At 70.0% G+C, this 24,885-nt stretch carries 22 protein-coding genes and 1 other RNA gene; 16 read left to right on the plus strand and 7 right to left on the minus strand.

Translation table 11 applies throughout. The features are described 5' to 3' along the window. The first annotated feature begins 4 nt into the window (after positions 1–4). From U1F38_RS01495 to U1F38_RS01520, 6 genes are all read left to right on the plus strand, one after another. Complete coding sequence (locus tag U1F38_RS01495) at positions 5–1,930, plus strand: hypothetical protein (protein WP_409985283.1); 1,926 nt, start codon at positions 5–7, stop codon at positions 1,928–1,930. Next, complete coding sequence (locus tag U1F38_RS01500) at positions 1,927–2,493, plus strand: SCO family protein (protein WP_409985284.1); 567 nt, start codon at positions 1,927–1,929, stop codon at positions 2,491–2,493. The genes U1F38_RS01495 and U1F38_RS01500 overlap by 4 nt, the downstream gene beginning before the upstream one ends. Further along, the gene (locus U1F38_RS01505) at positions 2,490–3,839 is read left to right on the plus strand and encodes an ABC transporter substrate-binding protein (protein ID WP_409985285.1); all 1,350 of its coding nucleotides are present in this window, start codon (positions 2,490–2,492) and stop codon (positions 3,837–3,839) included. The genes U1F38_RS01500 and U1F38_RS01505 overlap by 4 nt, the downstream gene beginning before the upstream one ends. Position 3,840: 1 nt before the next feature. Beyond that, positions 3,841–5,307, plus strand: a complete 1,467-nt coding sequence (locus U1F38_RS01510; protein ID WP_409985286.1) for a hypothetical protein — start codon at positions 3,841–3,843, stop codon at positions 5,305–5,307. Between the two features lie 140 nt (positions 5,308–5,447). Then, positions 5,448–6,488, plus strand: a complete 1,041-nt coding sequence (gene pyrC / locus U1F38_RS01515) for a dihydroorotase (RefSeq protein ID WP_409985287.1) — start codon at positions 5,448–5,450, stop codon at positions 6,486–6,488. Beyond that, complete coding sequence (locus U1F38_RS01520) at positions 6,485–7,276, plus strand: NYN domain-containing protein (protein WP_409985288.1); 792 nt, start codon at positions 6,485–6,487, stop codon at positions 7,274–7,276. The genes pyrC and U1F38_RS01520 overlap by 4 nt, the downstream gene beginning before the upstream one ends. 182 nt (positions 7,277–7,458) lie before the next feature. Here U1F38_RS01520 and U1F38_RS01525 read toward each other — a convergent pair whose 3' ends face one another. Further along, positions 7,459–8,685 (minus strand): low temperature requirement protein A, encoded by a 1,227-nt coding sequence (locus tag U1F38_RS01525; protein WP_409985289.1) that lies wholly within the window; start codon positions 8,683–8,685, stop codon positions 7,459–7,461. A 35-nt stretch (positions 8,686–8,720) separates the two neighbouring features. On the opposite strand from U1F38_RS01525, the gene U1F38_RS01530 reads away from it, so the two are divergent. Continuing rightward, positions 8,721–9,512 carry a DUF3025 domain-containing protein gene (locus tag U1F38_RS01530; protein WP_409985290.1) on the plus strand — a complete coding sequence of 264 codons (792 nt, stop codon included), beginning with the start codon at positions 8,721–8,723 and terminating at the stop codon, positions 9,510–9,512. Between the two features lie 260 nt (positions 9,513–9,772). Here the strand turns inward: U1F38_RS01530 and U1F38_RS01535 are convergent, their stop codons facing one another. Both U1F38_RS01535 and argE read right to left on the minus strand, forming a co-directional pair. Further along, the gene (locus U1F38_RS01535; RefSeq protein WP_409985291.1) at positions 9,773–9,901 is read right to left on the minus strand and encodes a hypothetical protein; all 129 of its coding nucleotides are present in this window, start codon (positions 9,899–9,901) and stop codon (positions 9,773–9,775) included. Positions 9,902–10,457: 556 nt separating this feature from the next. Beyond that, entirely contained in the window at positions 10,458–11,618 is a 1,161-nt protein-coding gene (gene argE / locus U1F38_RS01540) for an acetylornithine deacetylase (RefSeq protein ID WP_409985292.1), read from the minus strand. A gap of 282 nt (positions 11,619–11,900) precedes the next feature. Here argE and htpX point away from each other — a divergent pair, with 282 nt between their 5' ends. The 5 genes from htpX (at position 11,901) to U1F38_RS01565 (ending at position 15,719) form a co-directional block, all read left to right on the plus strand. Continuing rightward, entirely contained in the window at positions 11,901–12,770 is an 870-nt protein-coding gene (htpX, locus tag U1F38_RS01545; RefSeq protein WP_409985293.1) for a protease HtpX, read from the plus strand. Positions 12,771–13,090: 320 nt separating this feature from the next. Beyond that, a complete protein-coding gene (locus tag U1F38_RS01550; RefSeq protein ID WP_409985294.1) occupies positions 13,091–13,666 on the plus strand; it encodes a hypothetical protein in 576 nt (191 codons plus the stop codon). A gap of 130 nt (positions 13,667–13,796) precedes the next feature. Then, complete coding sequence (locus U1F38_RS01555) at positions 13,797–14,240, plus strand: phasin family protein (RefSeq protein WP_409985295.1); 444 nt, start codon at positions 13,797–13,799, stop codon at positions 14,238–14,240. A gap of 29 nt (positions 14,241–14,269) precedes the next feature. Beyond that, positions 14,270–14,896, plus strand: a complete 627-nt coding sequence (locus U1F38_RS01560) for a TetR/AcrR family transcriptional regulator (protein WP_409985296.1) — start codon at positions 14,270–14,272, stop codon at positions 14,894–14,896. A 46-nt stretch (positions 14,897–14,942) separates the two neighbouring features. Beyond that, entirely contained in the window at positions 14,943–15,719 is a 777-nt protein-coding gene (locus tag U1F38_RS01565; protein WP_409985297.1) for an esterase/lipase family protein, read from the plus strand. A gap of 319 nt (positions 15,720–16,038) precedes the next feature. On the opposite strand, the gene cysK is transcribed toward U1F38_RS01565, so the two are convergent. After that, positions 16,039–16,956, minus strand: coding sequence for a cysteine synthase A (gene cysK / locus U1F38_RS01570; protein WP_409985298.1), 918 nt, complete (start codon positions 16,954–16,956; stop codon positions 16,039–16,041). A gap of 201 nt (positions 16,957–17,157) precedes the next feature. Here cysK and U1F38_RS01575 point away from each other — a divergent pair, with 201 nt between their 5' ends. Both U1F38_RS01575 and rnpB read left to right on the plus strand, forming a co-directional pair. Beyond that, a complete protein-coding gene (locus U1F38_RS01575; protein WP_409985299.1) occupies positions 17,158–17,343 on the plus strand; it encodes a hypothetical protein in 186 nt (61 codons plus the stop codon). 37 nt (positions 17,344–17,380) lie between these two features. Then, positions 17,381–17,707: RNase P RNA component class A (gene rnpB / locus U1F38_RS01580), an RNA gene on the plus strand. 100 nt (positions 17,708–17,807) lie between these two features. Here rnpB and U1F38_RS01585 read toward each other — a convergent pair. Together U1F38_RS01585 and U1F38_RS01590 are read right to left on the minus strand one after the other, a co-directional pair. After that, positions 17,808–19,457, minus strand: coding sequence for an MBL fold metallo-hydrolase (locus tag U1F38_RS01585; protein WP_409985300.1), 1,650 nt, complete (start codon positions 19,455–19,457; stop codon positions 17,808–17,810). A gap of 8 nt (positions 19,458–19,465) precedes the next feature. Continuing rightward, entirely contained in the window at positions 19,466–20,155 is a 690-nt protein-coding gene (locus U1F38_RS01590; RefSeq protein WP_409985301.1) for a hypothetical protein, read from the minus strand. 70 nt (positions 20,156–20,225) lie between these two features. Between U1F38_RS01590 and U1F38_RS01595 the strand changes: the two genes are divergently transcribed. Next, positions 20,226–21,836, plus strand: a complete 1,611-nt coding sequence (locus U1F38_RS01595) for an alkaline phosphatase D family protein (protein ID WP_409985302.1) — start codon at positions 20,226–20,228, stop codon at positions 21,834–21,836. 119 nt (positions 21,837–21,955) lie between these two features. On the opposite strand, the gene U1F38_RS01600 is transcribed toward U1F38_RS01595, so the two are convergent. After that, the gene (locus tag U1F38_RS01600; RefSeq protein WP_409985303.1) at positions 21,956–22,228 is read right to left on the minus strand and encodes a hypothetical protein; all 273 of its coding nucleotides are present in this window, start codon (positions 22,226–22,228) and stop codon (positions 21,956–21,958) included. Positions 22,229–22,402: 174 nt separating this feature from the next. On the opposite strand from U1F38_RS01600, the gene U1F38_RS01605 reads away from it, so the two are divergent. Then, positions 22,403–24,865, plus strand: a complete 2,463-nt coding sequence (locus U1F38_RS01605) for a hypothetical protein (protein WP_409985304.1) — start codon at positions 22,403–22,405, stop codon at positions 24,863–24,865. Positions 24,866–24,885: the final 20 nt, after the last annotated feature.

Raw genomic sequence — 24,885 nt, forward strand, 5'->3', positions numbered from 1 at the left:
CACCATGCGCCGCCTTGCCTTGTCGCTGCGCTGGCTGGTGGGTCTGGCCCTCGTGCCGGCGCTGTGCACCATGCTCCTGGACAGCGCGCTGGCGCGCACCGACGGCGGCACGATCCGCGACGCCGGCGTGCAGTTGCGGTGGGGCTACCAAAAAAATAGTAACAATGCCAATGACGGCCTGGGCCAGCTGACATTCGAGATCAGCGACGAAGCCTCGGGCAACCCCCTGCGCTACGCACCTGGCCAGCTGGCCGTGTGGCTGCAGCGCCAGCGCCCCACGCTGTCCGAAGGCGAGCTGTCGTGCACCGACCGCGTGAAGTCGCTGGTGTCTACCGGCGTCGGCCGCCGCGCCGACATCGACCTCAACACCTGGCGCATCCTCAGCCTCAACGCCGACCGCACGCTGGCCTTCATCAATCCCTTCGTGGGGCTGAACAACGCCAAGCTGGAGTCCATCGTCACGCTGCCGGGCGTGCCACAGGCCTGGGTGCATGCCCCGTCGCGCGGCGAGCTGTGGGTGCTGGCGGGCGGCACGCCGGCGCGCCTGGTGGCAGTGGACACGCACCGCCGCGAAGTCGTGCGCAGCATCGAGCTGCCCGGCGACGGCGCGGGTGCCACGCTGGCGCTGGACGAACGCGCCGGGCGCGCCTGGGTCGCGCTGCCGGCCACCGGCCGCGTTGCCGTGCTCGACATGGCCGTGCGCGATTCCGGCTGGCGCAGCGCGCAGGCGCCCCGGGTGCAGGCCATCCAGTCTGTTGACACGCCCGACGGCGCGGCGCTGCTGAGCACCCACGCCGACGGCCGCCTGCTGCGCTGGGGCGCCGCCGACGCGGCCGGCGCGCCCGCCGTGCAGCGCAGCTGGAGCCTGCCGCAGCCGGCGCGGCAGCTTGCGTTCAGCCCGCTGGCGCGGCGGCTGGTGGCGCACGACGGCCAAGCGCTGCTGGCCATCGACCCCGAGGGCGTCGCGGTGCGGCGCCTGGCGCTGGGGCACCCCGTGGCCGACGTGGCGGTCGTGGACGAGGGCCGCTATGCCGTGGCCGTCGGCGGCGATCGCATGAGCATGGTGGACCTGGCCTCCGGCACGGTGCACGCGCGCTCGGCCACCGTGCCCGGGGCGCGGCGGCTGGCGGTGACGCAGCGCTTCGTCTATGCCGTGGGCGGCGACGAGGCCAATGCCGACCTGTGGGCATTGGCCGACCTGCGCGCCGCCCGCGTGCAGCCGGCGCGCATCCTGCTGGGCAGCGCCGGCGTGCCGCGCGATGACGGCGCCAGCCTGCGCCGCGCCATCGTGGCCCAGGATGGCGCCGGCCTGCTGGTGGCCAACGCGGCCGACCGGCTGATCTACCAGTACGCCGAGGGCATGATGGCGCCCGTCGGCAGCTACTCCAACTACAAGCGCACGCCGCTGGCCATCCAGCTGCTCGACCTCGCCCCGCGCGAAGTCGCGCCGGGCCGCTACCAGGTGCCGGTGCGCTACGACACCGGCGGCGCGCATCACCTGATCGTCAGCGGCGCCGGGCCCCGCTTTGTCGGTTGCGACCGCGTGGCACTGCCGATGACGGCCGGGCAGGCCGAGCGCGACGCGGTGCCCGCGTTGCAGGCGCGGCTGGTGGAGGACAGGCCGCTGGCCGGCACGCAGCGGCGCATCGTGGTGGCGCTGAGCGAGCAAACGCCGCGCGGGCGCAGCCAGCCGCTGGCGCGCGTGGGCGACCTGACGCTGCTGATGTTCGACAAGCGCAGCGGCTGGCAGCGCCGCGTGCACCTGGGGGAGCTGGCGCAGGCCGGCGATGCGGCCGGGCGCTACGCCGCCGAGGTCAGCGTGCCGCAAGGCGCGGTCTATGACCTGTTCGTGGGCAGCGTCTCGCGCGACCTGCCCTTCGTGCGCGGGCGCGTGCAGGACGGGCCGCAGGCGCCGGGGGCACGGCCATGAGACGGCGCGGGGCCCTGGCCACGCTGGGTGCGGCCTGCGCCGGCGGCTGGGCGGCGCCGGCCCGCGCGCAGGGCGACAGCAGCCGCGTGACGGTGCCCGACGCGCGCCTGCTCGACCAGGCCGGCGGCGCGCAGCGGCTGCGCGCGCTGTGCGATCGGCCGGTGGTGGTCGGCTTTTTTTACACCGGCTGCTCCACCGTGTGCCCGCCGCAGACGGCGATGCTGCGCGCGCTGCGCCAGCGGCTCGATGCCGCGCCCCGCGGCGCGCCCGGCGTGCGCCTGCTGTCGATCACGGTCGATCCGCTGGGCGATCCGCCCGAGGCGATCCGCGCCTATGCCCGGCGCTTTGAATTGCGTTTGGGCCTGGACGCTGGCTGGCTGATGCTGACCGGCGATGCCGCCGAGCTGCGCCGCGTGTGGACGGCCTTCGGCGTGCCGGTGGGCGACCCCGAGGCCCACTCGTCGCTGCTGTGGCTGGGCTCGGCGCGTGGCCGCTGGACGCGCGCCTCGGCCCTCACGCCCACCGACACGCTGGTCGATCTGCTGCGCGGGGTGGCTGCATGAAACGGCTGGCCGCCATCCTGCTGTCGCTGCTGGCCGCCTGCGGCCCGTTTGGGGCCGCAGCCGCGGACGACGAGGCGCTGGCCGGGCGCGGCCGCGCGCTCTACCAGGGCCACGCCGCCTTTGCCCGCGGCAGCGAGGTGACGGCCTTGCGCCTGCCCGTGGAGATGGCCGCCTGCGCGCGCTGCCACGGTGCCACGGGTGCCGGCGGGCGCGAAGGGGGCCAACCCGTGCCGCCGCTGCGCGCGGCGGCGCTGCGCCAGCCGCGCGATGGCCGTCCGGCCTTCAGCGATGACGCCGCCGTGCTGCGCGCCATCACGCAGGGCCGGGGGCGCGGCGGCGCTGCGCTGGCGCCGGCCATGCCGCGCTATGCCCTGCAGGTGGGCGAGGCCCAGGCGCTGCTGCCCTATCTGCGCCGCGTGGGCACCGACACGGACCGCCCGCCCGGCGTGAGCGACGGCGCCGTCCGCCTGGGCGCCGTGGTGCCGCTGGGCGGGCCGGCAGCGGCCACCGGTGCGGCCATCGTGGCCGGGCTGCGCGCCGGTTTTGCCGAGGCCAACGCGCGCGGCGGCGTGCACGGCCGGCGCATCGAGCTGCAGGTGCAGGATGCGCGCGCCGGCGTGCGCCAGGCGCTGGCCGCGTGGCAGGGCGAGCCCGTGTATGCGCTGGTGGGCGGCCTGTGGAGCGAGGCGCAGGAAGGCGCCGACGCGCTGCTCGCGCAGGCCCACCTGCCGCACATCGCCACGCTGGTGGTGCGCGAGCAACCCCCGCGCGCCGCCGACTGGTCGGCCGACCTGCTGGCACCCGTCGCGCTGCAGCGCGACGCGCTGGTGCAGGCGCTGGCCGCATGTCCCGCCGGCGCGCGCCTGGCGGTGGCGCATGGCGAAGGCGCGCCCGCCACCGCCAGCGCCGACGCGCCGCGCTGGCTTGCGCCGCAGTCCGACTTGCGCGCGGCATTGCGCCAGATGCCGCCCGGCTGCATCGGCTACACGCTGGCCAGCGCGCCGGCGGTGCAGGCCGCGCTGCCCGCGGGCTGGACGCAGACCCTGGTGCTGCCCATGCCCGCCGCCGTGCTGGAGTCGGCCGCTGCCGGCGAGCGCGCGGCCACGCCCTGGTACCGCCTGGGCCTGGCCGCCGCGCGCCTGACGACCGAGCTGCTCAGCCGCGCCGGTCGGCAACTGCACGAGCGCGCGCTGCTCGATGTGCTGGATCGCATGCCCGAGCTGGAGCTGTCCCCCGGCCTGCCCGTGCACTACGGCCGCCAGCGGCGCCATGGCTTCTCGCCGCTGCTGGTGCCGCTGGGCGTGTCCGCCGATGCCGCCACACCCACTCTTCGCCAAGGAGGTTGACATGACACCCACGCCCGTCATTCGGATCACGTGCAGCGCCGCGCTGGCCCTTGCCGCCGGCAGCGCCCTGGCGCAAACGCCCAACCCCTCGTTCAACCTGATCGGCCACATCGAGCGCTTTGCGCTCACCGCACCGGGCGACCCGCTCAGCGCCGCGACGATGACAGTGCGCGGCATCCCGGTGACGCTGCCGCGCAGCCTGCTGGTCACCATGCCTGGTCAGTACATGACGGCGCAGGACCTGTTCCGCGGGCCGCAGGGCGGTAGCACCGTGCAGAACGCCAGTGGCCTGGCGCTGGCCGATGCGCCACCGCCGCGCGTGGCGTTCGAGGCCGAGCTGCAGGGCAACATCGTCGGCGGCCAGTACATCGCCGGCGTGGCGCGCATCAACCAGGGCGCGCTGCACGTCGGCAATGGCGTGATCCAGGCGATCGACGGCGCAGCAGGCGAGCTGCGTGTAGGCGCGCCCGGCGCGGCCGTCGGGGCGCGCGTGCGCCTCAACGACCCCAAGGGCATCTACGGCCAGGCCAATGGCGCCGGCGCGAAGGCCGCGCTGCCGCTGGACCAGCGCTTTCAGCTTGACCCCGACAACTCGCCCGTGCATGCGCGCACCGGCTTTCCGGTCTGCATCCCGCGCGCGGCGGGCGATGCCCGGTGCCCGGCCGGCAACCGGCCCGCGGCGCCAGCCGACAAGCGCTTTACCTGCGGTGCCGTGCGGGCCGAACCCCTGGCGCCAGCGCTGGCGGGTTGCGACGCGCGGCTGCCTGCGCCGCTGCGCGTGGGCGACCACGTGGCCTACGTCGGCATGCTGCAGCCCGACGGGGCGGGCGGCTTCATCGTCGCCGCGCACGGGCTGGAGGCCGAGCTGGGCATCTACACCTCGCCCGGCGCCGAGCCGGTGTACCTGTACATCGAAGAGGCGCTGATGGGCACGCTGGGCGAGATCTTCCCCGACCTGCAGCAAGAGGAAACCTCGCGCGTGCGCGTCGTCGGCTTCACCACCGACCCCTCGCGCCCGGTCGAGGTGCGGCTGATCGATTCGGGCCGCAACGAAACCGGCACCACGCTCACCGGCCCCGCCGGCCTGCCGCCCTCCAACGGCCCGCAGTTCGGGCGCTTTCGCAACACCTGGCCGGCCAAGGACAACGCCCGTGCCGTGCGCCGCGACCTCCAGGCGCGCGTCATCGGCAGCCCCAACGCCGAGCTGGCCAACGGCCTGACCTCGGGCCTGTACGTGGCGCCGATCGGCGAATACATCGGCCCCGAGGCCACGCGCTTCGGCGTGCCGGGCCACCAGCCGCCGATGCCGTTCGAGAACTTCTGCTTTTTGGCCAAGGGCGGCGGCACGTCCGAGACCGGCGCGGGTGTGCAGAACCTGGCGCGCCTCGATCCGTTTCCAGAGTCGGGCCATGCCGACTCGCAACCCGTCGGTAGCGGGCCGGCGCGCGCCTGCGACGCGCCGAATTGAAAGCGCAGCGGCCGACGCGGGCGATCCCGATTGGTATCAAAACAATAGCTGTTTGCGCTTGATTGGCAAGGGCTGCACGCCATTTTTGCGTAAATATTGGGCGTCAACGGCAGCATGAGGCCAGGTGCGAAAATCGCGCCATGACCGCTCCGCAGACCCTCACCCTCACCCGCCCCGACGACTGGCACCTGCACGTGCGCGATGGCGCCGCGCTGGCCGCCGTGGTGCCGCACACGGCGGCGCAGTTCGCGCGCGCCATCATCATGCCCAACCTGCGCCCGCCGGTGACCACGGCCGCGCAGGCGCTGGCCTACAAGGCGCGCATCCAGGCGGCGGTGCCGGCCGGCGTGGCCTTCGAGCCCTTGATGACGCTGTACCTCACCGACAACACGCCGCCCGATGAAATCGCCCGCGCCAAGGACGCCGGCGTGGTCGCGCTCAAGCTGTACCCCGCCGGCGCCACCACCAACTCAGATGCCGGCGTGACCGACGTGCGCAAGACCGCCAAGACGCTGGAGGCCATGCAGCGCGCGGGCCTGCTGCTGCTGGTGCATGGCGAGGTGACCGACCCCGAGATCGACCTGTTCGACCGCGAGGCCGTGTTCATCGACCGGGTGCTGAGCCCGCTGCGCCGCGACTTCCCCGAGCTCAAGATCGTGTTCGAGCACATCACGACCAAGGAAGCGGCGCAATACGTGCAGGACGCCGGCACCCACCTGGCCGCCACCATCACCGCGCATCACCTGCTGTACAACCGCAACGCCATCTTCCAGGGCGGCATCCGCCCGCACTATTACTGCCTGCCGGTCTTGAAGCGCGAGCAGCACCGCCGGGCGCTGGTGCAGGCGGTCACCAGCGGATCGCCCAAGTTCTTTCTGGGCACCGACAGCGCCCCGCACCCCGCGCAACTCAAGGAGCACGCCAGCGGCTGCGCCGGCTGCTACACCGCACACGCCGCGCTGGAGCTGTACGCCACCGCTTTCGACGCCGTCGGCGCGCTGGACAGGCTGGAGGGCTTTGCCAGCCACCACGGGCCCGACTTCTACGGCCTGCCGCGCAACCAGGGCACCATCACCTTGAAGCGCGAGACTTGGACACCGCCCGAGAGCTACCCCTTTGGCGACGCGGTGGTCAAGCCGCTGGCGGGAGGCGAGCCGCTGGGATGGAGGCTGGCGGCATGAACGCGACGCGAACGGAATCGACCGGTCGCGGGACTTCACGGAACCTGGCCATCTTTATCGACGCCGACAACCTTAACGACTCGACCGCGCTCGACCACGTGCTGACCAGTGTCGGTCAACTGGCCGACCGTATCGTCTATCGCCGTGCTTACGGCCGTGCCGAGAGTCTGCGGGCCATCGAAGCCGTGCTGTGGCGCCATGGCGTGCGTCCGGTGGCGAACCTGATCGTGGACAAGACGACGACGGACAGCGCACTCGTGATCGATGCGGTGGAAGCGGTATGCCGCCAGGACATCGAGATCGTCGCGATCTGCTCCGGTGACGCCGACTTCGTTCCGCTGGCGATGTGGCTCCGTGAGCGCAATTGCCGCGTGTTGTGCTACAGCCTGCCCAACAAGATTTTTGCCAACCCGGAGAGCTTCTATGACGAGGTGGTCCTGATCGACGTGGTCAGCGATTCAATGCCGGCGCCGCTCGAACCGGTTGCGACTGGGGACGCGGCGCGGGCGCTCACGTTGGAGGCGAAAGCCGCCAAGACCAAGCCGGTGAAGCCAGCCATACCGATGGCGGCGCCTGCTCCGGGTGGCTCTGCTGTCAAAGCCATTCTCAAGGCGCTCCCCGAACTGACGAGCGGTCAGTCCCTGCATCTGAGCGTCGCGGCCAAAAAGCTGCGAACGGCCGGGCTGCTGGCGAAAACGGCCAGTTCCACGGCCTTGTTCAAGCGCCACGCAGGTCAGTTCGAATTGACGCCGGTGCAGCAACCGAACACGGTTCGCTACCGACGATGAACTCATTTGGTGCAGCATCGTAGGACGGGTTCGTGCAGCGTAACCCGACGTGGGCTTGAGCGGGGCAATGGACGCGTCTTGCGTCGGGTTTTCGTTCCTCAACCCGACCTACGGCCACGGATACGGCGCCCACGCCTGCGTAGGTCGGATCCGCGCAGCGAATCCGACGGCTTTTTCGCCACTCACCGCACCGCAAACCGCTCCACCGCCCGCTTGCGCCCGCGCTCGTTGTAGACGATGGCGACGATGGGCCCCAGCGACAGCAGCAGCAGGCCCCAGGGCAGGGGCAGCCCTTGCGCCACGGCCAGCGGGCCCAGGGCGGTGCAGGCCAGCACGATGAGCGCCAGCGCGGCTTGCCGGTCGGCCGAGCGCGTGGCGTGGCGGTGCAGCGCCCAGACCGAGACGATGAAGATCGCCAGCGGAATGGCCACCGCGTTGATGGCGGCGCTGGCGGCGGCGGTGTCGGGTGGGGTCTTCATGGCGTCGGCCACCACCTCCAGCCCGCTGCCCACGGCGGCCAGCGCGGCAAAGCTCAGGTAGTGGCCGTAGCCCCAGAAAAAGGCGCGCTCGCGGTGGCGGTGCAGCGCCTCGCCCGAGGGCAGCAAGAAGTACATCCACCACAGGCAAAAGGCCAGCAGCGTGCAGCCCAGGCCCACCAGGGCCAGCTCGGCCGACAGGCCGCTGGCCTGCACCCCGTTGCCGATGGCGTTGGCCGCGCCCAGGATGCTCTCGCCCAGGATGATGATGACGAAGCCGCTGTAGCGCTCGGCGATGTGGTGCGCGTGCCAGGGCGTGGTGCCCCTGGACTCGGCCCACGGCGGCACGGCCAGCTCGGCCACGATCAACGCGATCAGCGTCGGCCAGGCCCAGCCGGGCGGCAGCCAGCCGCCGGCCGCCGCCACCGCGCGCACGATCCACAGCACCTGCACAAAGGCCACGCCGCCGGCATAGCGCAGGCAGGTGGCGCGCCGCTGCGGGTCGCCCTGCGCCGCGCGCAGCCATTGCAGGCACAGCGGCAGGCGCATGGCCACGTAGCCGGCCACGCCCAGCGTGGTGTCGCCCTTGAACAGGCCCGGCACCCCGGTGGCGAACACCAGCGCGCCCACCATCTGCAGCAGGGTCAGCACGCGGTAGCTCACGTCGTCGTTGTCGTAGGCAGAGGCAAACCACGTGTAGTTCATCCACGCCCACCAGATGGCGAAGAAGGCCACCGCATAGCCGGGCAGGGTGGCCAGCGTGTGGCCGGCGCCTTCGGCGTGGTGCAGCTGCGACGCGGCCGTGGCCACGGCGATGACGAAGGTCAGGTCGAACAGCAGCTCCAGCGGCGTGGCCGTGCGGTGCGGCTCGTGAATGTCGCGCCCACGCGTGGCCTTGGGGTGGGTTGGCGCGGCGGCGCCGGGTTCGCTCATGGGGACTCCCTGTGGGTGTGGCACGATCGCCGGCGATGGTAAGGCAAGCGACTTCGACGGCGGCTCCTGGCCTGGCCCAGCCCGACTGGGCGGCCCCCTGGTATCGGCCCTGGGCCGCGACCGGCCGCGAGGTCTGGCAGGCTGCGACCGCGTCCAACGTGGGTGTCGGCGCGGTGGCCGCGGCGCTGAACGCCCACGCGCCGCCGGCTGTGCCAGTGCGCTTCGTGTCAGCGGCCGAGGTGCCGGCCGACGTCGCGTACGAAGCCTTCATCGCCCGCCAGCGCGCCGTGCCCACGCGCGACAACGGGCACGATGCCTTCAACGGCCTGGCGTGGCTGCGCTTTGCCCGCACCAAGGCGCGGTTGAACGCCTTGCAAGCCGCCGAGATCGCGCGCGACGGCGTGCGCGCCACGCGCGGGCCGGTGCGCGACGCGGCCACCGTGTTCGACGAAAACGCCGTGCTGCTGCATGCGCCGGATGCGCTGTGGCAGGCGCTGGTCGCACGCCGCTGGCGCGAGCTGTTCGGCCCGCTGCGACCGCTGTGGCGCGAGGCGCGCGTGCTGGTGTTCGGCCACGCCGCGCTGGAGAAGCTGGTGACGCCCTACAAGTCCATCACCGGCCATGCGTGGCGCGTGGAGCCGGCGTTCGACCCGGGGGGCGACCTTCTGGCGCTGGACGAATGGCTGGCCCGGGACTTGAGCGCCGACAAGCTGGCCGCCAAGCCCTTCGCGCCGCTGCCGCTGCTGGGCGTGCCCGGCTGGTGGGCGGGCAACGAGGCGCCCGGTTTTTACGACGACGCGCAGGTGTTTCGGGTGGCGCGGCGGTGAGCCGACCCGTGCGGCGCGTCAAGGGGCGCGGCTGGCCCTCATCGCAACTCTCTGCCAGAGAGAGGGATTGAAATTCAGCAGACCGATCGCCCTCGCCCCTTTGGGGAGAGGGAGGGGTGAGGGGCGGGGCGATCAAGCACCGATGCGTTCGGATGTGCCGCTGGCGCTCACCCCAACCCTTTCCCAGAGGGAGAGGGAGCAAGAGCGGGGTTGATCGGCCCCGTCCGTTCGAGGAGAGGCAGCGATGAGGCACCCGGCGCTCACGCGTCCAGATCGGGCGCCGGCCGCGTGATCAGAAACCCGCTGTCGTCGGGCCGCTCGGCGGGCGCATGCAGCGGCAGCCACAGCGTGAACACGGTGCCGCCCTGCGGCTGCGGGGCCCAGTCCACCTGCGCGCGCGGCGCACTGCCAGGCCAGCTGCATGTCGGGCGCTGCCTGCAGCGCCTGCACCAGCGACTGGCGGCAGGCTGCGTCGTCTTCCACCACCGCCACGCGGATGGCGGCGCTGCGGCTGGGGGCGAGGGTGGGCGGCGGCATTCGGGGGAGCGGTCGGGGTCGAGGTTCGACATCATCGCCCAGCGCGCGTGCTTTGGCATGTCGCCCGAATGGGCCACAGGCCGCGTTCATGTGGCCCGTTCGGGTCACATACAAAACGTCACAAATACGTTAAGCTTGATACGCGGCTAGACCAGCACGCCGGGATGCTCCAGGGAGGTTGCTATTGACAAGAGAGCATCCGGCGCTGGTTGACGCTGCCACTTCTTCACTGCTGTCACATTGCTTCCTGCTCAAAATTCGCCCCGGTAGTCCCAGTCGCCCCGCAACGCCCGGTAATACTCTGGCCCTGGCTGGGGCGACGCACGCAAACGCGGGCGCTTGCAGGGGCAAGCTGAAATGTTGCCAAAGCGCCCACCCATCAAGCGCAAGACGCTATCAAAACAATAGTCAACGGCAAAGCGACTCGGCCACCCGGTGCAAGAAGCGGTCGCACTGCGCCAGCTGCTCCACCTCGACGTATTCATCCACCTTGTGCGCCCGCTCGATCGAGCCCGGCCCGCACAGCACGGCGGGGATGCCGGCCTGCGCGAACTGGCCGGCCTCGGTGCCGTAGGCAACCTTGCGCACGCCCTGGTCTTGCGTCAGGGCGCGCACCAGCGCGGTGATGGCGGCCTGCTCGCTGGCGTTGAGGGCGGCCACGGCGGCGCCGCACTCCAGCTCCACGCGGGCGCCGTCGTACTCGCGCTTCATGCGCGGCAGCAGTTCCTCGTCGATGTAGCGCTGGATCTCGGCCTGGATGCCGTCGGCGCTGTGGCCGGGCAGGTGGCGAAAGTCGTAGTTGAAGGTGCAGAAGTCGGGCACGGTGTTGATGGCGATGCCGCCGCTGATCAGGTTGGTGGTGATGGTGCTGTGGGGCACGTCGAAGGCCTCGTCGTAGGGGCCCTGGGTGCGCCAGGCGTCGGCCAGGTCGCGGATGTGGCAGATCAGCCGCGCGGCGTACTCGATGGCGTTGCAGCCCTGCGGCGTGAGCGAGGAATGCGCCGCCCGTCCATGCACCCTGCAGTGAAAGAAGTAGCCGCCCTTGTGCGCCACCACGGGCTGCATGGACGTGGGCTCGCCCACGATGCAGCCGTCGGCGCGAATGCCACGCGCCTTCAGTTCGGCCAGCATCACGGGCGCGCCGACGCAGCCGACCTCCTCGTCGTACGAGAAGGCCAGGTGCAGGGGCTTTTTGCGCGGCATGTGGATGGCATTCGGCACCAGCGCCAGGCTGCTGGCGATGAAGCCCTTCATGTCGCAGCTGCCGCGCGCGTACAGGCGCCCGTCGCCCTTGTCGGTCAGCTTGAAGGGGTCGCTGCTCCAGGGCTGGCCATCGACCGGCACCACGTCGGTGTGGCCCGACAGCACGATGCCGCCCTGTGTTTGCCCATCTTCCGCCGGCAGGGTGCAGAACAGGTTGGCCTTGGTGCCCTCGGCGTTGCCGGCCAGCCAGGGCTTGAGGCCTTGGGCGGCCAGGGCATCGCGCACGGTCTCGATCAGGCCGAGGTTGGAATTGCGGCTGGTGGTGTCGATGGCGACCAGCTTTTCGAGCCAGTTCAAGGTGGTCATAAGAAATTCTCGGGGGAGTGGAATGCTCCGATTAAAACAGCCGGACGCAGAGGACGCAAAGAAAGCGCAAAGGACGCAAAACAATCCAAAAACCAGGATGAAGTGAATTCTGACTTTTTTGCGTTCTCTGCGAATCCTTTGCGTCCTCTGCGTCCGGCTGTTTTCTGTTTTGAACCTCAAGACGCGCACGGATGGAACCGACGGCCTTGAAAGCGCTCCAACTGCCCCTACCATTCGCGCCAGCCCCGGCGATTGACCGACGGCGGCTTTTTGAGGGACTCCATGAAACGAATTGCACTGTTCGTGCTGACCAACATCGCCGTGATGGTGGTGGTCGGCATCGTCACCAGCCTGCTGGGCGTGGGCCGCTACACCGGCACCAACACCGGGCAGCTGATGATCTTCTCGCTGGTGGTCGGCTTTGCCGGCGCCATCGTGTCGCTGCTGCTGAGCAAGACCATGGCCAAGATGAGCATGGGCGTGCAGATCATCCAGACGCCGCGCAATGCCGACGAAGCCTGGATCGTCGAGACCGTGCGCGGCTTTGCCGACAAGGCCGGCATCGGCATGCCCGAAGTCGGCATCTACGAAGGCGAGCCCAACGCCTTTGCCACCGGCGCGTTCAAGAATTCCGCCCTGGTGGCCGTCTCCACGGGCCTCTTGCGCGGCATGACGCGCGAGGAGGTCGAGGCCGTGATTGGCCACGAGGTGGCCCACGTGGCCAACGGCGACATGGTGACCATGGCGCTGATCCAGGGCGTGATGAACACCTTTGTCGTGTTTGCCAGCCGCGTGATCGGCTCGCTGGTGGACGGCTTTCTGCGCCGCGGCGACGACCGCAGCGGCCCCGGCATCGGCTACTACGTGACCACCGTGGTGCTGGACATCGTGTTCGGCTTTCTGGCCGGCATCGTGGTGGCCTGGTTTTCGCGCCAGCGCGAATTTCGCGCCGACGCCGGCTCGGCCCAATTGATGGGCAATCCGCGCAACATGATCGCCGCGCTGCAGCGCCTGGGCGGCATGCATGCCGAAGGCCAGCACATGCCCAAGAACCTGGCGGCCATGGGTATTGCGGGCAGCATCGGCCAGTTGTTTTCCACCCACCCGCCGATGGAGCAGCGCATTGCCGCGCTGCAGGCGCTGGGGCGATAAGCCGCTTTTCTCCCTCCCCCGCTGGGGGAGGGCAGGGGTGGGGGCCAGGGCGCATCCCTGCGTGGCTGGATGCGCGGGTGGCCCCCATCCCAACCTTCCACCCAGAGGGGGAATGGGCTGAATACCGGTCGCAGCAAGCACCGGCAGCTTCCAAAACCGCAGCACGATGGCATCGGCTGCGGTTCTTTCTTGGGCGTTTGATGGGGGAATTAGGGCAGATAGCCTAAGTACCCGACATTTTTGGTTGGCAGACCCTAGGGTTTACCCGAGACAATCACTTCATCGCCATCCCGCATGGCTTTACCTCAGGAGCCTTTCACATGACCAAGCAAACCCTCTCCGCCATCGAAAACCTCGCTGCCGCCAACACGCGCATGGTCGAGTCCTACAACGCCGCCGCCAAGACCCTGGCCACCGCCTACTGCAAGGGCGTGCAAGGTGCGCTGGCCCGTGCCGCCGCCCGTCGCAGCGCCCTGCGTGCCGGCAAGCCCTCCATGCTGAGCGAGCAGGCCCGTGAACAATGGCTGCAAACCAGCGCCAAGTGGAACGACATGGTGCAGCAGCGCCTGGAAGCCGGCACCAACAGCGCCATCACCGTGATGGACCGCGTGGCCGTTGCCGCCACCAGCGGCATCGACGCCGCCACCCAGCGCGTCGTGATGATCGACTCGCCCGCCGTGCGCCAGTTCGTCGACGGCGTGGTTGCCCTGCAACTGCCGGTGGCCCAGCTGTCGGCCCAACTGGCCGACAAGGTCGCCGCCGGTGCCCAGCGCCTGGAAGAGCGCGCCGAAGCCTTTGTCGCCAAGGTCGAGCAAGTCCAGGCCGACGTGGTGGACGTGGTGGCCAAGCCCGCCAAGCGCCCGGCCGCTCGCCGCAACACGCGCAAGGCCGCCTGATCGGCCGGGCGGCGGCCCGTCGGCTGCCGTCATCGTTCAGACACACCGGGGATGGCCCTGTACCCGCACGTCGCTCGCGACGGCTTGTGCAGACCATCCCTTATCCTTGGGTCTTCAGCAGGAGTCACGCATGGCCAGCAAGACCACAGTGCCCACCCCCCAGCGCCGCAAGCGCGCGGCAGCCCCGGCCCCCGCGCCCGCCCCGGTGGAGCCGGCGCCCGCTGCCGGGGGCCTGCCCAGCACCGAAGAGCTGCTGCGCGCCGGCCTGAAGGCCTTCCGGCTGGAAAACCTGCTGGGTCTGGGCCAGCAGGCCAAGGCGCCGCGCGCTGAAGCGCCCGCGCCCGGCCTGGGATTTCCTTCGCTGGACAGCTTCGGCTTTCGCAAGTTCGAGGACGTGTTCGACCAGCGCGTGGCCGGCGCGCTGCAGCGCCTGGGCTGGCCCACGGCCGATGACGTGGCGGCTTTGCATGCCGAGATCGAGCAGCTGAAGGCCGAGCTGGCCGAACTGCGCAAGGTGCCGCGCCGCGGCGCCGCACCCAAACCCGCGGCGCGCACCCCGCGCGCCAAGGGCTGACCGGCAACGACGCACGACAGCGCGCCGGCATGGCCAGCCCCACCCGCGACCGCATCCTGCAGGCCAGCTTGGCGCTGTTCAATGCCGAGGGGCTGGCGGGGGTGTCCACCCACAAGGTGGCGGCCGAGCTGGGCATCAGCCCCGGCAACCTGCACTACCACTTCAAGACCAAGGAGCAGATCGTCACGGTGCTGTTCTGGCGCTTCGAGCAAAAGCTGGAGGCGCTGGGGGGCGGCGTGGCGCGCATTGCGGCGGTGGACGACTACTGGCTGGCGCTGCACCTGCAGTTCGAGGCCATTGCCGAATACCGCTTCATCTACCGCGACATGGCGCATCTGGCGCGCGAATACCCCGAACTGGGGCGGCGCGCCCAGGCCCTGACGGCCCGCAACCTGCTGGCCGCCCAGGCGCTGGTGACGCAGCTGTCGGCCAGTGGCGTGCTGCAGGCCAGCAGCGAGCAGGCGCGCATCCTGGCGTTGCAAATCGTCTTCACCACCACCTGCTGGCTTTCGTTCGAGCGCTTCATCCCGGGGCGCGACGGGCGCGATACCGACCCGGGCCTGGCTGCTTTTTACACTTTGACACTAATATCCCCCTATATATCCGGGGAATCCCGGGCATATCTGGATTATCTGAAGAGCAAATATCTTGGATAACAGCAACTGGGCGGCATCATGGCCGCTTGATTTGAAAGGAAGCCTCATGACCGCAGTCACTTACGACACCCCCATCGCCCCGCCTTCGCGCCTGCTGCTGATGGCCGAAGGCCGCGCACTGTGGGAGGCCGCGGCCAGCGTGGCCTGGTGGCCGCTGTTGCGTCTGGCGCCCAAGGGCGACGGCCACGCGGTGCTGGTGCTGCCCGGCCTGGTGGCCAGCGACGCCTCGACCGGGCTGCTGCGCCGCTACCTGAAGTTTCGCCATTACGACGTGCATGGCTGGGGCCAGGGCCGCAACCTGGGGCCGCGTCCCGGCGTCGAAAAGGGCATGGTCGATCTGCTCAAGAAATTGGCCGACAAGAGCGGGCAAAAGGTCAGCGTGGTGGGCTGGAGCCTGGGCGGCGTGTATGCGCGCATGCTGGCCGCCAGCCACACCGACGAGGTGCGCGACGTGATCACGCTGGGCAGCCCCTTCGTCGGCAGCGGCCACGCCACCAACGCCTGGCGCATCTACGAGTCGGTGAGCGGCCAGAGCGCCGACGACGAGCAGCGCTGGAGCCAGGTGCGCCCCACGCCCAGCGTGCCCACCACCTCCATCTACAGCCGCACCGACGGCGTGGTGGCCTGGCAATGCAGCCTGGAGAAGGCCGGCCCGCACACCGAGAACATCGAGGTGCTGGCCAGCCACCTGGGCCTGGGCTTTCACCCTGCCGTGCTCTACGCCCTGGCCGACCGCCTGGCGCAGCCCGAGGGCGAGTGGAAGCCCTTTGAGGGCAGCCGCCTGGGGCCTTGGGTGTATCCAAAACCCGCCGAACGCGAATAAACACAATCACCCCTAGTCTCCACTCGCTGCGCGATGTTTCGCCTACCCCCTTGCAGGGGGCTGAGGGCTGCGGCTCCAAGCCTGCCTGCGCAGGCTTGGACGGCCCGAAGAGGCGGTGCCTCTGGCGCCGCCGCGGCCTGCAAGGCTCGCCAGTGACCGGGGAAACCCCGGCCACGGCGATCGCTGGCTTGGCCTGCTCCGCGGCCATATGGCTCTTTCGGATTCAAGTGATGCGCAGTGTCTTGGACGGTGACTTGCGGGCGCACAGACCCACCAAGGGCGCCATCGGCGCCCTTTTTGCTTGGTGCGCCGAGCCGCGTCAGGCGGGCAAATAGCCTTCCACCGACAAGTAGCGCTCGCCCGTGTCGTAGTTGAAGCCCAGCACCCGGCTGCCCTTGGGCAACTCGGGCAGCTTCTTGGCAATGGCCGCCAGCGTGGCGCCGCTGCTGATGCCCACCAGCATGCCCTCTTCGCGCGCGCTGCGCCGGCCCCATTCGCGTGCCTCGTCGTTGTCCACGGTGATCACGCCGTCCAGCAGGCCGGTTTCCAGGTTCTTGGGGATGAAGCCCGCGCCAAGGCCCTGGATGGTGTGCGGCCCCGGCGCGCCGCCGCTGATGACGGGCGAGGCGCTGGGCTCGACGGCAAACACCTTGAGCTGGGGCCACTTCGCCTTCAGCAGGCGCGCGCAGCCCGTCAGGTGGCCGCCCGTACCCACGCCGGTGGTCAGCACGTCCAGGCCTTCAGGAAAGTCGGCCCATATTTCTTGCGCCGTGGTGCGCTCGTGCACGTCCGCATTGGCGGGGTTGTCGAACTGTTGGGGGATCCAGCTGTCGGGCGTTTGCGCCGCCAGCTCCTGCGCGCGGGCAATGGCGCCGTTCATGCCCTTTTCCTTGGGCGTCAGATCAAACGTGGCGCCATAGGCCAGCATCACGCGGCGGCGCTCGATGCTCATGCTGTCGGGCATCACCAGCACGATCTTGTAGCCCTTGACCGCCGCCACCATGGCCAGGCCCACGCCGGTGTTGCCGCTGGTGGGTTCGATGATGGTGCCGCCCGGCTTGAGGGCGCCGCTCTTTTCGGCCGCCTCGACCATGGCCAGCGCGATGCGATCTTTCAGCGAGCCGCCGGGGTTGGCGCGCTCGCACTTGATCCACACCGCGTGGTCCTTGCCGTAGAGGCGATTGATGCGCACCTCGGGCGTGCGGCCGATGGTCTGGAGGATGTTGTCGGCTTTCATGCAGGGGGCTCCTGAAAGGGTTGGAGAGCAGGGGCGCGGCGGGTGCGCATTCTCGCGCGGCGGGTCCGGCGCGCGCGTCCGGCGCTGATCCACGCCACGCGGTGCGTTTGACCACAACTTGCGCTGGCGCAGGCCGTCCGCGGGCCACTGGCATCATACTGGCCTCATGCGATGCTTTTTCTGGATTGAATCCCTCTTGCCATGACCCTCTTCGAGTTCAACATGATCGCGATGGTGATTAGCTGCGTGCTGCTGGTGGGGGGCTACACCGCCAACCGCACCAGGCTGGGTGGCGTGGCCATGGGCCTGGGCCTGGTCGGCTTGCTGGTGATCATTCTCAACAGCATCGTGGTGCTGACCACCGGCCAGCCGTTCTGGGTCTCGTGAGCGGCCCGCCGCGCCGGCAGGCGATAATTGTGCCCGTGAAGCCCACCAGACCGCCGCTGGCGCAAGGCCCGAAAGGGCGCGCTGGAGGAACGTCCGGACTGCACAGGGCAGCGCAGCAGGCAACACCTGTCCACCGTGAGGTGAGGATCAGAGCAACAGAGACGAGTCGCGCGGGGCAACCCGCGCGGGTGAAACGGGCAATCTCTGCGCGCAGCAACACCAAGTAGGCACACGATGAGGCGGCCCGCCGAGTGTGCGGGTAGGTGGCACCGAGCCGTCCGGGCGACCGGCGGCCCAGATTGATGGCGGTCACGCTCCGGGCAACCGGGGCGCACAGAATCCGGCTTATCGGTGGACTTCACACTTTTTCAACCCTCTCCCTCTGGGAGAGGGTTGGGGTGAGGGCCAGCGGCGCATCCATGGGGCGCTGCTGTGCCGGCAAGATGCCGGCGCTTCCCCGAGCCTCAATCGTTGCCCGGCGCGGTCGCCTGGATGCGCTCCACATGGGCCAGCAGCGATCGCTTGGCCACCGGCCACACGCGCTCGGGCACGTCGTCATAGGCCTTGGCCACCCAGTCGTCCATGGTGCCTTCGGGGTCGGCGCGCATGACGGCCGCCACCTTGGCCTCGCGCGCCAGGCGGTGGGCCTTGAGCTGGGCGATGACCTGGCGCGCAAAACCCAGCACGTGGCCGTGCGCGGGCAGGATGAAGCAGGCGTCGTGCTCGGCACAGGCCGCGTCCAGCACGTCCAGCGATTCCAGATAGGCCGTCATGTCGCCGTCGGGCGGGTCGATCACGGTTGTGCTGCCGTTCAGGATGTGGTCGCCACTGAACAGCAAACCGTCTTCCTCAAGCAGCAGGCACAGGTGGTTGGCCGCGTGGCCGGGCGTGTGGATGACGCGCAGGCTATGGGTGATTTTGCCATCTGGCGCTTGCCCATCAAGCGCAAGCAGCTCTTGATTTTGTAGCTTTCTGTCGGGCGTGAAGTGGCTGTTGGCGCGCGCCGTGGGCAAGGAGGGCAAGCCCAGGATGGGCGGCTTGCCGGTGCACAGCGCTTGCAGCGGGCGCGCGCCGGGCGAATGGTCGGGGTGCGAATGCGTGCAGACGATGGCGCGGATGTCGCCGCCCGCCGCGCGCCACAGGCGCTCGATGTGCGCGGCATCCGCTGGTCCGGGGTCGATGGCGATGTAGCCCGTGCGCGGATCGCCCACCAGGTAGCTGTTGGTGCCGGGGCCGGTCATGAAGCCGGGGTTGGGCGCCGTCAGGCGCTGCACGTTCTTGAGCAGCGGCACGGGGCGTTCGCACTGCCAGTCCAGCGCGTGCACGATCTGGCCGTCGGGGCTGACCAGGTGCAGCTCGCCGTAGGGCATCTCGTGTTCCATGTAGCGCGCCTCCTTGCCGGCCAGCAGGCCGGCGCGCGGGCAGCTCGTCCACAGCGGCTGCTCGCAGGCACAGGCGGCGAGCACGGAATCCACCGTGGCGTGCTTTTGCAGGCGCTCGAGCGTGCGGATGGTGGGAAAGATGATGAAGAACTCGCCCGCTGCGTGGCGCGCCAAGGCGTCGGCCGGGCGCACCCACACCGGCTCGAACTGCTCGGCCTCGTCGGCCACCGGGGTCTGCCCCTCGGGCATGCGCGCCACCAGAAAGGGCACGTCGAAGCGGCGCGGCAGGTCGCGGTCGGTGATCCAGTGCGCCAGCACGAACACGTCGGCGGCCGCCAACGTCAGGCCGCGCGCGCTGCACTGGGCGGCCAGCGGTGCGTCGCGCTTGAGCGCCGCCAGGTCGGCCGCCGTCGCCGGCGTGCCGTCGGCATGGCGTGCCAGCAGCACGCCCAGCTCCTCGAAGCTCTCGCGGATGGCGGCAATGGCCTGCGTCAGGTGCGCGTCGCTCTGCGTGGGCCGGCGCGTGGCCTGCGCGTGGGCAGCCGCATCCGCCGCGTCGATGCCGCCGCCCGGAAACACGTAGGCGCCGGGCGCAAAGCTGGCCGTCATCGAGCGGCGCGTCATCAGCACCTCGACGCCGGCCGGCGCATCGCGCAGCAGCAGGACGGTGGCGGCGGGGCGGGTGGGCGCGGGTTCGCGCTGGGCGTGCAGGAGTTGGCTGGGGCGAGGCATGGGGCCGATTATGGTGGGCTGCGGCTTGTGCGGCACGCGCTCGATCCCCAGCCCGCCGGGCGAGCGCGGTGCCGGTGGGCGACCGGCCTATCCGCCGCAGGTGGAGGCCACCGGCTGGCCGGCCAGCACAGGCTGCGCACGAAGGGCAGCGAGTCCTTCAGCGAGGCGTTCACGGTGCCGCTGTGGTCCTTGTCGGCATAGACGTGCGCCTGGATGAGCGAGCCGGCCTTGCAGGCGTCGCGCACCAGGCTTTGCTGCATGGCGGTGGGCACGTCCACGTCCTTGCCGCCGATGCCCATGAACACGGGCTGCGCCAGCTTGAGCGTGGCGTAGCCGGTGACCGGTGCGAGGAGGCCGAGCAGGCGCTTCGAGCCGTCGGGCTGCAAGGTGTTGCGCTCGGTGCGCTTTTCTGCGATCAGGCGGTTGAACATCGGGCCGACGCAGGTGCCGGCCGAGGCCTGCACGTCCGCCATCGCGGCGGGCAGGAAGACGCTGGCGGGGTCGAAATCCGGTTGAACCAGCCTGGCCGTGACCGTCGCGTACATCAGATAGGCCAACTGGGGTGAGACGCGATCCAGGCCGGTGGACACGTCCGACGCGGCGGCGCCCAGATAGGGCGTGCCGGTGGCGACGGTGCCCAGCACCTTGATGTCGGGCGCGTAGTTGGCCGTTGGTCCGGCCCCCTGCGGTCGAACCAACGCGGCCGGGCTGTCTTCACTGGCCTGTCACATGCGATGGCTAAGGTGGGTGTTTTCACATCGCCGCTTCATGACCATGCGCCACCATCCGCTCGCCCGCCGCCACTTCTTGCTTGCTTCTTCCGCGATCGCCGGCACCAGCCTGCTGCCCGGCATCCTGCGCGCGCAGAGCGCGCCTGCCGCCATCACGCGGGACGCAGCGCGGCCGATGCTGCTGTCGGGTCTGCAAAGCGGCGATGTGCTGGCCAACAGCGCCATCGTCTGGGCCCGCGCCAGCCGCGAGGCGCGCATGCATGTCGAATGGTCCACCACCAGCAACTTCGCCAAGAGCATGGTGGTGCGCGGCCCCGATCTGCTGCCCGACACCGATGGCACCGGCCGCATCGACCTGCAAGGCCTGCCGGCCGGGCAGGACATTTTCTACCGCGTGGTGCTCGATGATTTGGCCAGCGCCAACACGCGCTCGCCCGCCGCACTGGGGCATTTCCGCACGCCCCTGGCGGCCGATGGCCCGGCAACGCGCCCCTTTCGCCTGGTGTGGAGCGGCGACACCGTGGGTCAGGGCTACGGCATCAACGAGAACATTGGCGGCATGCGCATCTACGACGAGATGCGCAAGACCAACCCCGACGTGTTCCTGCACAGCGGCGACACGATCTATGCCGATGGCCCCATCCCTGAAACCATCGCGCTGCCAGATGGCAGCACCTGGAAGAACCTGGTCACCCCGCAGGTCGCCAAGGTGGCCGAAACCCTGGACGAGTACCGTGGCCGCTACCGCTACAACCTGATGGACCGCAACGTGCAGGCGCTGGGCAGCGAGGTCGCGCAGATCTGGCAGTGGGACGACCACGAGGTCACCAACAACTATTCGGACAGCAAGAGCGTGGCCAATGACAAGCGCTATACCGAGAAGAACGTGCCGCTGCTCACCGCCCGGGGGCGCCGCGCCTTCATGGAATACGCGCCGATGCGGCCCTTCGGCGCGGCCGAGCAGCAACGCGTGTACCGCCACCTGCCGCAAGGCCCGCTGGCCGACATTTTTGTGCTGGACATGCGCAGCTACCGCGGCCCCAACACCCACAACCTGCAGGCCACGGAAGGCGCGGAAACCGACTTCTTCGGACGGCCGCAGTTCGAGTGGCTGCTGGCGGGCCTGAAGGCCAGCCAGGCCACCTGGAAGCTGATTGCCGCCGACATGCCGATCGGCCTGTTCGTGCCCGATGGCAAGGACGCCGAAGGCCGCGACCAATGGGAAGCCCTGGCCAACGGCGATCACGGCGTGCCCAAGGGCCGCGAGCTGGAGATGGCGCGCCTGCTCAAGGCCATCAAGGACGCGGGCATCCGCAATGTGGTGTGGCTGACCGCCGATGTGCATTACACCGCCGCCCACCACTACAGTCCTGAGCGCGCGCAGTTCAAGGACTTCGCGCCGTTCTGGGAATTCGTCTCCGGCCCGCTCAATGCCGGCAGCTTCGGCCCCAACGAAGCCGACAAGACCTTCGGCCTGGACGTGGTCTTCCAGAAGGCGCCGCCCCGGGCCAATTCGGCCCCCAGCGAGGGCTACCAGTTCTTTGGCCAGCTCGACATCGACCACCGCAGCCAGGCGCTGACCGTGGTGCTCAAGGACCTGAACGGCGCGTCGCTCTACACCAAGACGCTGGAGCCGCAGCGGGCCTGATGGCGCCCAGGCGCAGCCCTCGCAATGGGCAGGACGGCTGATTCGCGCGCCTGAGGCAGAGCGCCGCCGCGCCATGCTCTCGCGCCGAATCAACAACCAAGCAAATTTGAGGGGAAACCTCAGGGCCAGATCAACAGTTTTCGGGCGCTCACGTTGCGCAGCCAAAGCCCGCGCGAGCCGGTCGGCGTACTGCAGCAGGTCGTGGAGGCCAAGGCGATGGCCGCCGGCCAGGTCAGCGTGGACGCGAAGGCGATGGGCGAAGGCATGGCGCAGGCCGGCCACATGGTCATGCACGGCATCCGCTTTGTCACCGACAGCGCCGCGCTGACCGCCGACTCCGACGCCACGCTGGCGCAGATGACGGTGCTGCTCAAGTCGCAGCCCGCGCTCAAGGTCTACATCGTGGGGCACACCGCATGCGCGAGGCGGGCTACCCGAAAAGGCCCTGAAGCCCGCTCGCGTGCCGGCCGCAAGTCGGCTGTGCAGGGGCTTGCCAGTCGCCGGCGCGCGCGTCACACTGAAGCGCGCCGCAGCGCATCGATGCCTGCGGCGTCCAGGAGATCGACGTGCGAAGCCTCCGACCCCGGCCCGATGACGCTGATTGGCAACGCGCAGAAGCCGAGCGCCTGCGGTGGCGGCGGAACCTTCTGGGGCAACCGGCCGCCGCACCCCGCGCCGGCCTGGCCTTGTCGGGCGGCGGCATTCGCAGCGCGACGATTTCGCTGGGCATGTTGCAGGCGCTGGCGCGCCGGGGACGTCTGGAGAGCTTCGACTATCTCTCCACGGTTTCCGGCGGCGGCTATACCGGCAGCTTCGTGGGCAGCCTGTTCACGCCCAAGTCGGTCCGCAATGGGGCGACGGTCAGGCCATCGAATGACGAAATGATGTCGGCGCGCGACGAGGCCCTGCGTCAGTTGGCCGCGGTCGAGCAACGCGCCGACCCCATCGGCCCGGCGCGGGCGGGCGAAGCGCGCGCCATCGAATGGCTGCGCGACAGCGGCCGCTATCTGGCCCCCAATGGCGGCGGCGACTATTTCTTCATGGTCGTGCTTTGGCTGCGCAACGTGATCGCCGTGCACTATGTGATCGCCATCTCGCTGGTGCTGCCGCTGGCGCTGCTGGCGGTGCTGAATTTGGCCCTGGCGCCGGCGCTTGCCGATGGGCTGCCGGCACTGCCCGGCGCGTGGCGTGCCGGCGCGCTGTATTTTTGGCTCGCGCTGGCGGTGGCTTTGGTGGCGGTGTTGCCGCTGGGGGTCGGCTACTGGTGCACCGAACTGCCGACGCGCGCGGGCGCCTCGGCCTGGGGGCGCTGGGGTGCGGGGCTGCTGACGCGCTCGTCGATCCTGGCGTTTGTCGCCGGGCCCGTCATTGCCGGCGCCGGCTGGGGGCAGCGCTGGGCCATGTGGGCGGTGCTGGCCGGCGCGGTGGCCTGGCTCGGCTGGCTGTGGTTTGCGATTGGGTGGACCCGCGGCGTGCTGGCGCCCGAAGGCGGCAGTGCGCGCGAAACGATGCGGGTGACGCGCACGCGCTTGACGCAGTGGCTGGCGCGCGCCACCGGCGCCGCGCTGTCGCTGCTGGCGATTGCGCTGGTGCTGGTTGCGGCCACCGCCGTGCTGCGCTGGGTCGAGTCGAGGCAGGGTGTCAGCGGCATCAGCGTGGGCGCGTTTGCCGCCGTGCTGCTCAGCCTGCAAAAGTTCTGGTCGTCGGGCGCTGCGCCGGCGCCGGATGCCGGTGCAAGGCGGGCGCTGATGCGCCTGGCGCCCCTGCTGCTGGCGCTGCTGCTGGGGCTGTGGCTGCTGCTGATGTGGGGAGTGGCCGCGGTCTGGCTGGGCGGGGGTGAACTGCGGCGCGTGCCCTGGCCGGCCCTGCTCGGGTTGCTGCTGCTGGGGCTGATCACCGGCGTGACCTTCCAGTTCCTGAACCTCTCGACGCTGCAGAACCTCTACACGGCGCGCATCGTGCGGGCCTACCTGGGTGCCAGCAACGCGGCACGCGCCGACAGCACGCGCGGCGCCGCGATCACCGAAGCGCATCCGCGCGACGACATGACGCTCGACCAGTACTACGGCCGAGCGGGCGAGGGGCCCACCTCGCTGGCGCCGCTGCACCTGATCAACGTGACCATCAACGACACCGTCGTGTCCGAACAGGCGCTGGTGTATCAGGATCGCAAGGGCCTGCCGATGGCGGTGACACCCGAAGGCTATCTGGTCGATGGTCATCTGCGTTCGCGTGGCGACGCGGGGCCTGGCGGCTTCGAGCGGCTGTCGCTGGGGCGCTGGATCGGCATTTCGGGTGCGGCGTTCGCACCGGGGCTTGGGCGCGGGACCACGCCCGAGCGGGCGCTGCTGGCGGTGCTGCTGAACATGCGCCTGGGCTATTGGTGGCGGGCCGCCGCAACGCGCGCCCGCGACCTCGGCGCCTGGGCCTTCGCAACGCAAGTGCACCTGTATCGCGAGTTGCGCGGCCAGTTCTTCGGCACCAGCCAGCGCTTCTGGTATCTCACCGACGGTGGACACTTCGACAACACCGCGGTGTATGAACTGCTGCGCCGGCGCGTCGGTTTCATCCTGGCGCTGGACAATGGGGCCGACCCCGACTACCAGTTCGGCGATGTCGCCAATCTGATGCGGCTGGCACGCGTGGACTTCGGCGCGGTGTTCGAGCCACTGGTGCCGCCTGCGGCGCTGGTCGACCTGTTCGGCAATCCGGGTGGCTTCGAGCGGGGTGCGCGCCAGGGCCAGCAGTTTCTGCTCGGCTATCGCGTCGCGTTGCCGGCTGCGGGCGATGTGCCCGCTGCGACCTGCACCCTGGTGTTCGTCAAGCCGCGTCTGACCCAGCACGCCAGCCTGGACCTGGTGCAGTACCAGGCCACGTATCCGGACTTTCCGCAACAGTCCACCACCGACCAGTTTTTCGACGACGCGCAGTGGGAGAGCTATCGCAAGCTGGGCTTCAGCCTGGGGCAGGCGCTGCTGGAGCGCTTGCCGTCTGGCGCCGATCCATGGACCGACTGGATCGGCGCGTGACCACGGCGCGTCATGACGTA

It is taken from the genome of Ottowia sp. (genome assembly GCF_046348305.1).
Lineage (GTDB): Bacteria > Pseudomonadota > Gammaproteobacteria > Burkholderiales > Burkholderiaceae_C > Ottowia.

Excerpts from the sequence above, each read along its gene's own strand:
- cysK (WP_409985298.1), bottom strand. The coding sequence starts at position 16,956 with ATGAAAGCCGACAACATCCTCCAGACCATCGGCCGCACGCCCGAGGTG.
- U1F38_RS01565 (WP_409985297.1), top strand. The coding sequence starts at position 14,943 with ATGACCGCAGTCACTTACGACACCCCCATCGCCCCGCCTTCGCGCCTG.
- pyrC (WP_409985287.1), top strand. The coding sequence starts at position 5,448 with ATGACCGCTCCGCAGACCCTCACCCTCACCCGCCCCGACGACTGGCAC.
- U1F38_RS01555 (WP_409985295.1), top strand. The coding sequence starts at position 13,797 with ATGGCCAGCAAGACCACAGTGCCCACCCCCCAGCGCCGCAAGCGCGCG.
- U1F38_RS01510 (WP_409985286.1), top strand. The coding sequence starts at position 3,841 with ATGACACCCACGCCCGTCATTCGGATCACGTGCAGCGCCGCGCTGGCC.
- argE (WP_409985292.1), bottom strand. The coding sequence starts at position 11,618 with ATGACCACCTTGAACTGGCTCGAAAAGCTGGTCGCCATCGACACCACC.
- U1F38_RS01550 (WP_409985294.1), top strand. The coding sequence starts at position 13,091 with ATGACCAAGCAAACCCTCTCCGCCATCGAAAACCTCGCTGCCGCCAAC.
- U1F38_RS01575 (WP_409985299.1), top strand. The coding sequence starts at position 17,158 with ATGACCCTCTTCGAGTTCAACATGATCGCGATGGTGATTAGCTGCGTG.
- U1F38_RS01530 (WP_409985290.1), top strand. The coding sequence starts at position 8,721 with ATGGTAAGGCAAGCGACTTCGACGGCGGCTCCTGGCCTGGCCCAGCCC.
- U1F38_RS01505 (WP_409985285.1), top strand. The coding sequence starts at position 2,490 with ATGAAACGGCTGGCCGCCATCCTGCTGTCGCTGCTGGCCGCCTGCGGC.
- U1F38_RS01595 (WP_409985302.1), top strand. The coding sequence starts at position 20,226 with ATGACCATGCGCCACCATCCGCTCGCCCGCCGCCACTTCTTGCTTGCT.
- U1F38_RS01560 (WP_409985296.1), top strand. The coding sequence starts at position 14,270 with ATGGCCAGCCCCACCCGCGACCGCATCCTGCAGGCCAGCTTGGCGCTG.
- U1F38_RS01525 (WP_409985289.1), bottom strand. The coding sequence starts at position 8,685 with ATGAGCGAACCCGGCGCCGCCGCGCCAACCCACCCCAAGGCCACGCGT.
- U1F38_RS01520 (WP_409985288.1), top strand. The coding sequence starts at position 6,485 with ATGAACGCGACGCGAACGGAATCGACCGGTCGCGGGACTTCACGGAAC.
- U1F38_RS01500 (WP_409985284.1), top strand. The coding sequence starts at position 1,927 with ATGAGACGGCGCGGGGCCCTGGCCACGCTGGGTGCGGCCTGCGCCGGC.
- htpX (WP_409985293.1), top strand. The coding sequence starts at position 11,901 with ATGAAACGAATTGCACTGTTCGTGCTGACCAACATCGCCGTGATGGTG.
- U1F38_RS01495 (WP_409985283.1), top strand. The coding sequence starts at position 5 with ATGCGCCGCCTTGCCTTGTCGCTGCGCTGGCTGGTGGGTCTGGCCCTC.
- U1F38_RS01585 (WP_409985300.1), bottom strand. The coding sequence starts at position 19,457 with ATGCCTCGCCCCAGCCAACTCCTGCACGCCCAGCGCGAACCCGCGCCC.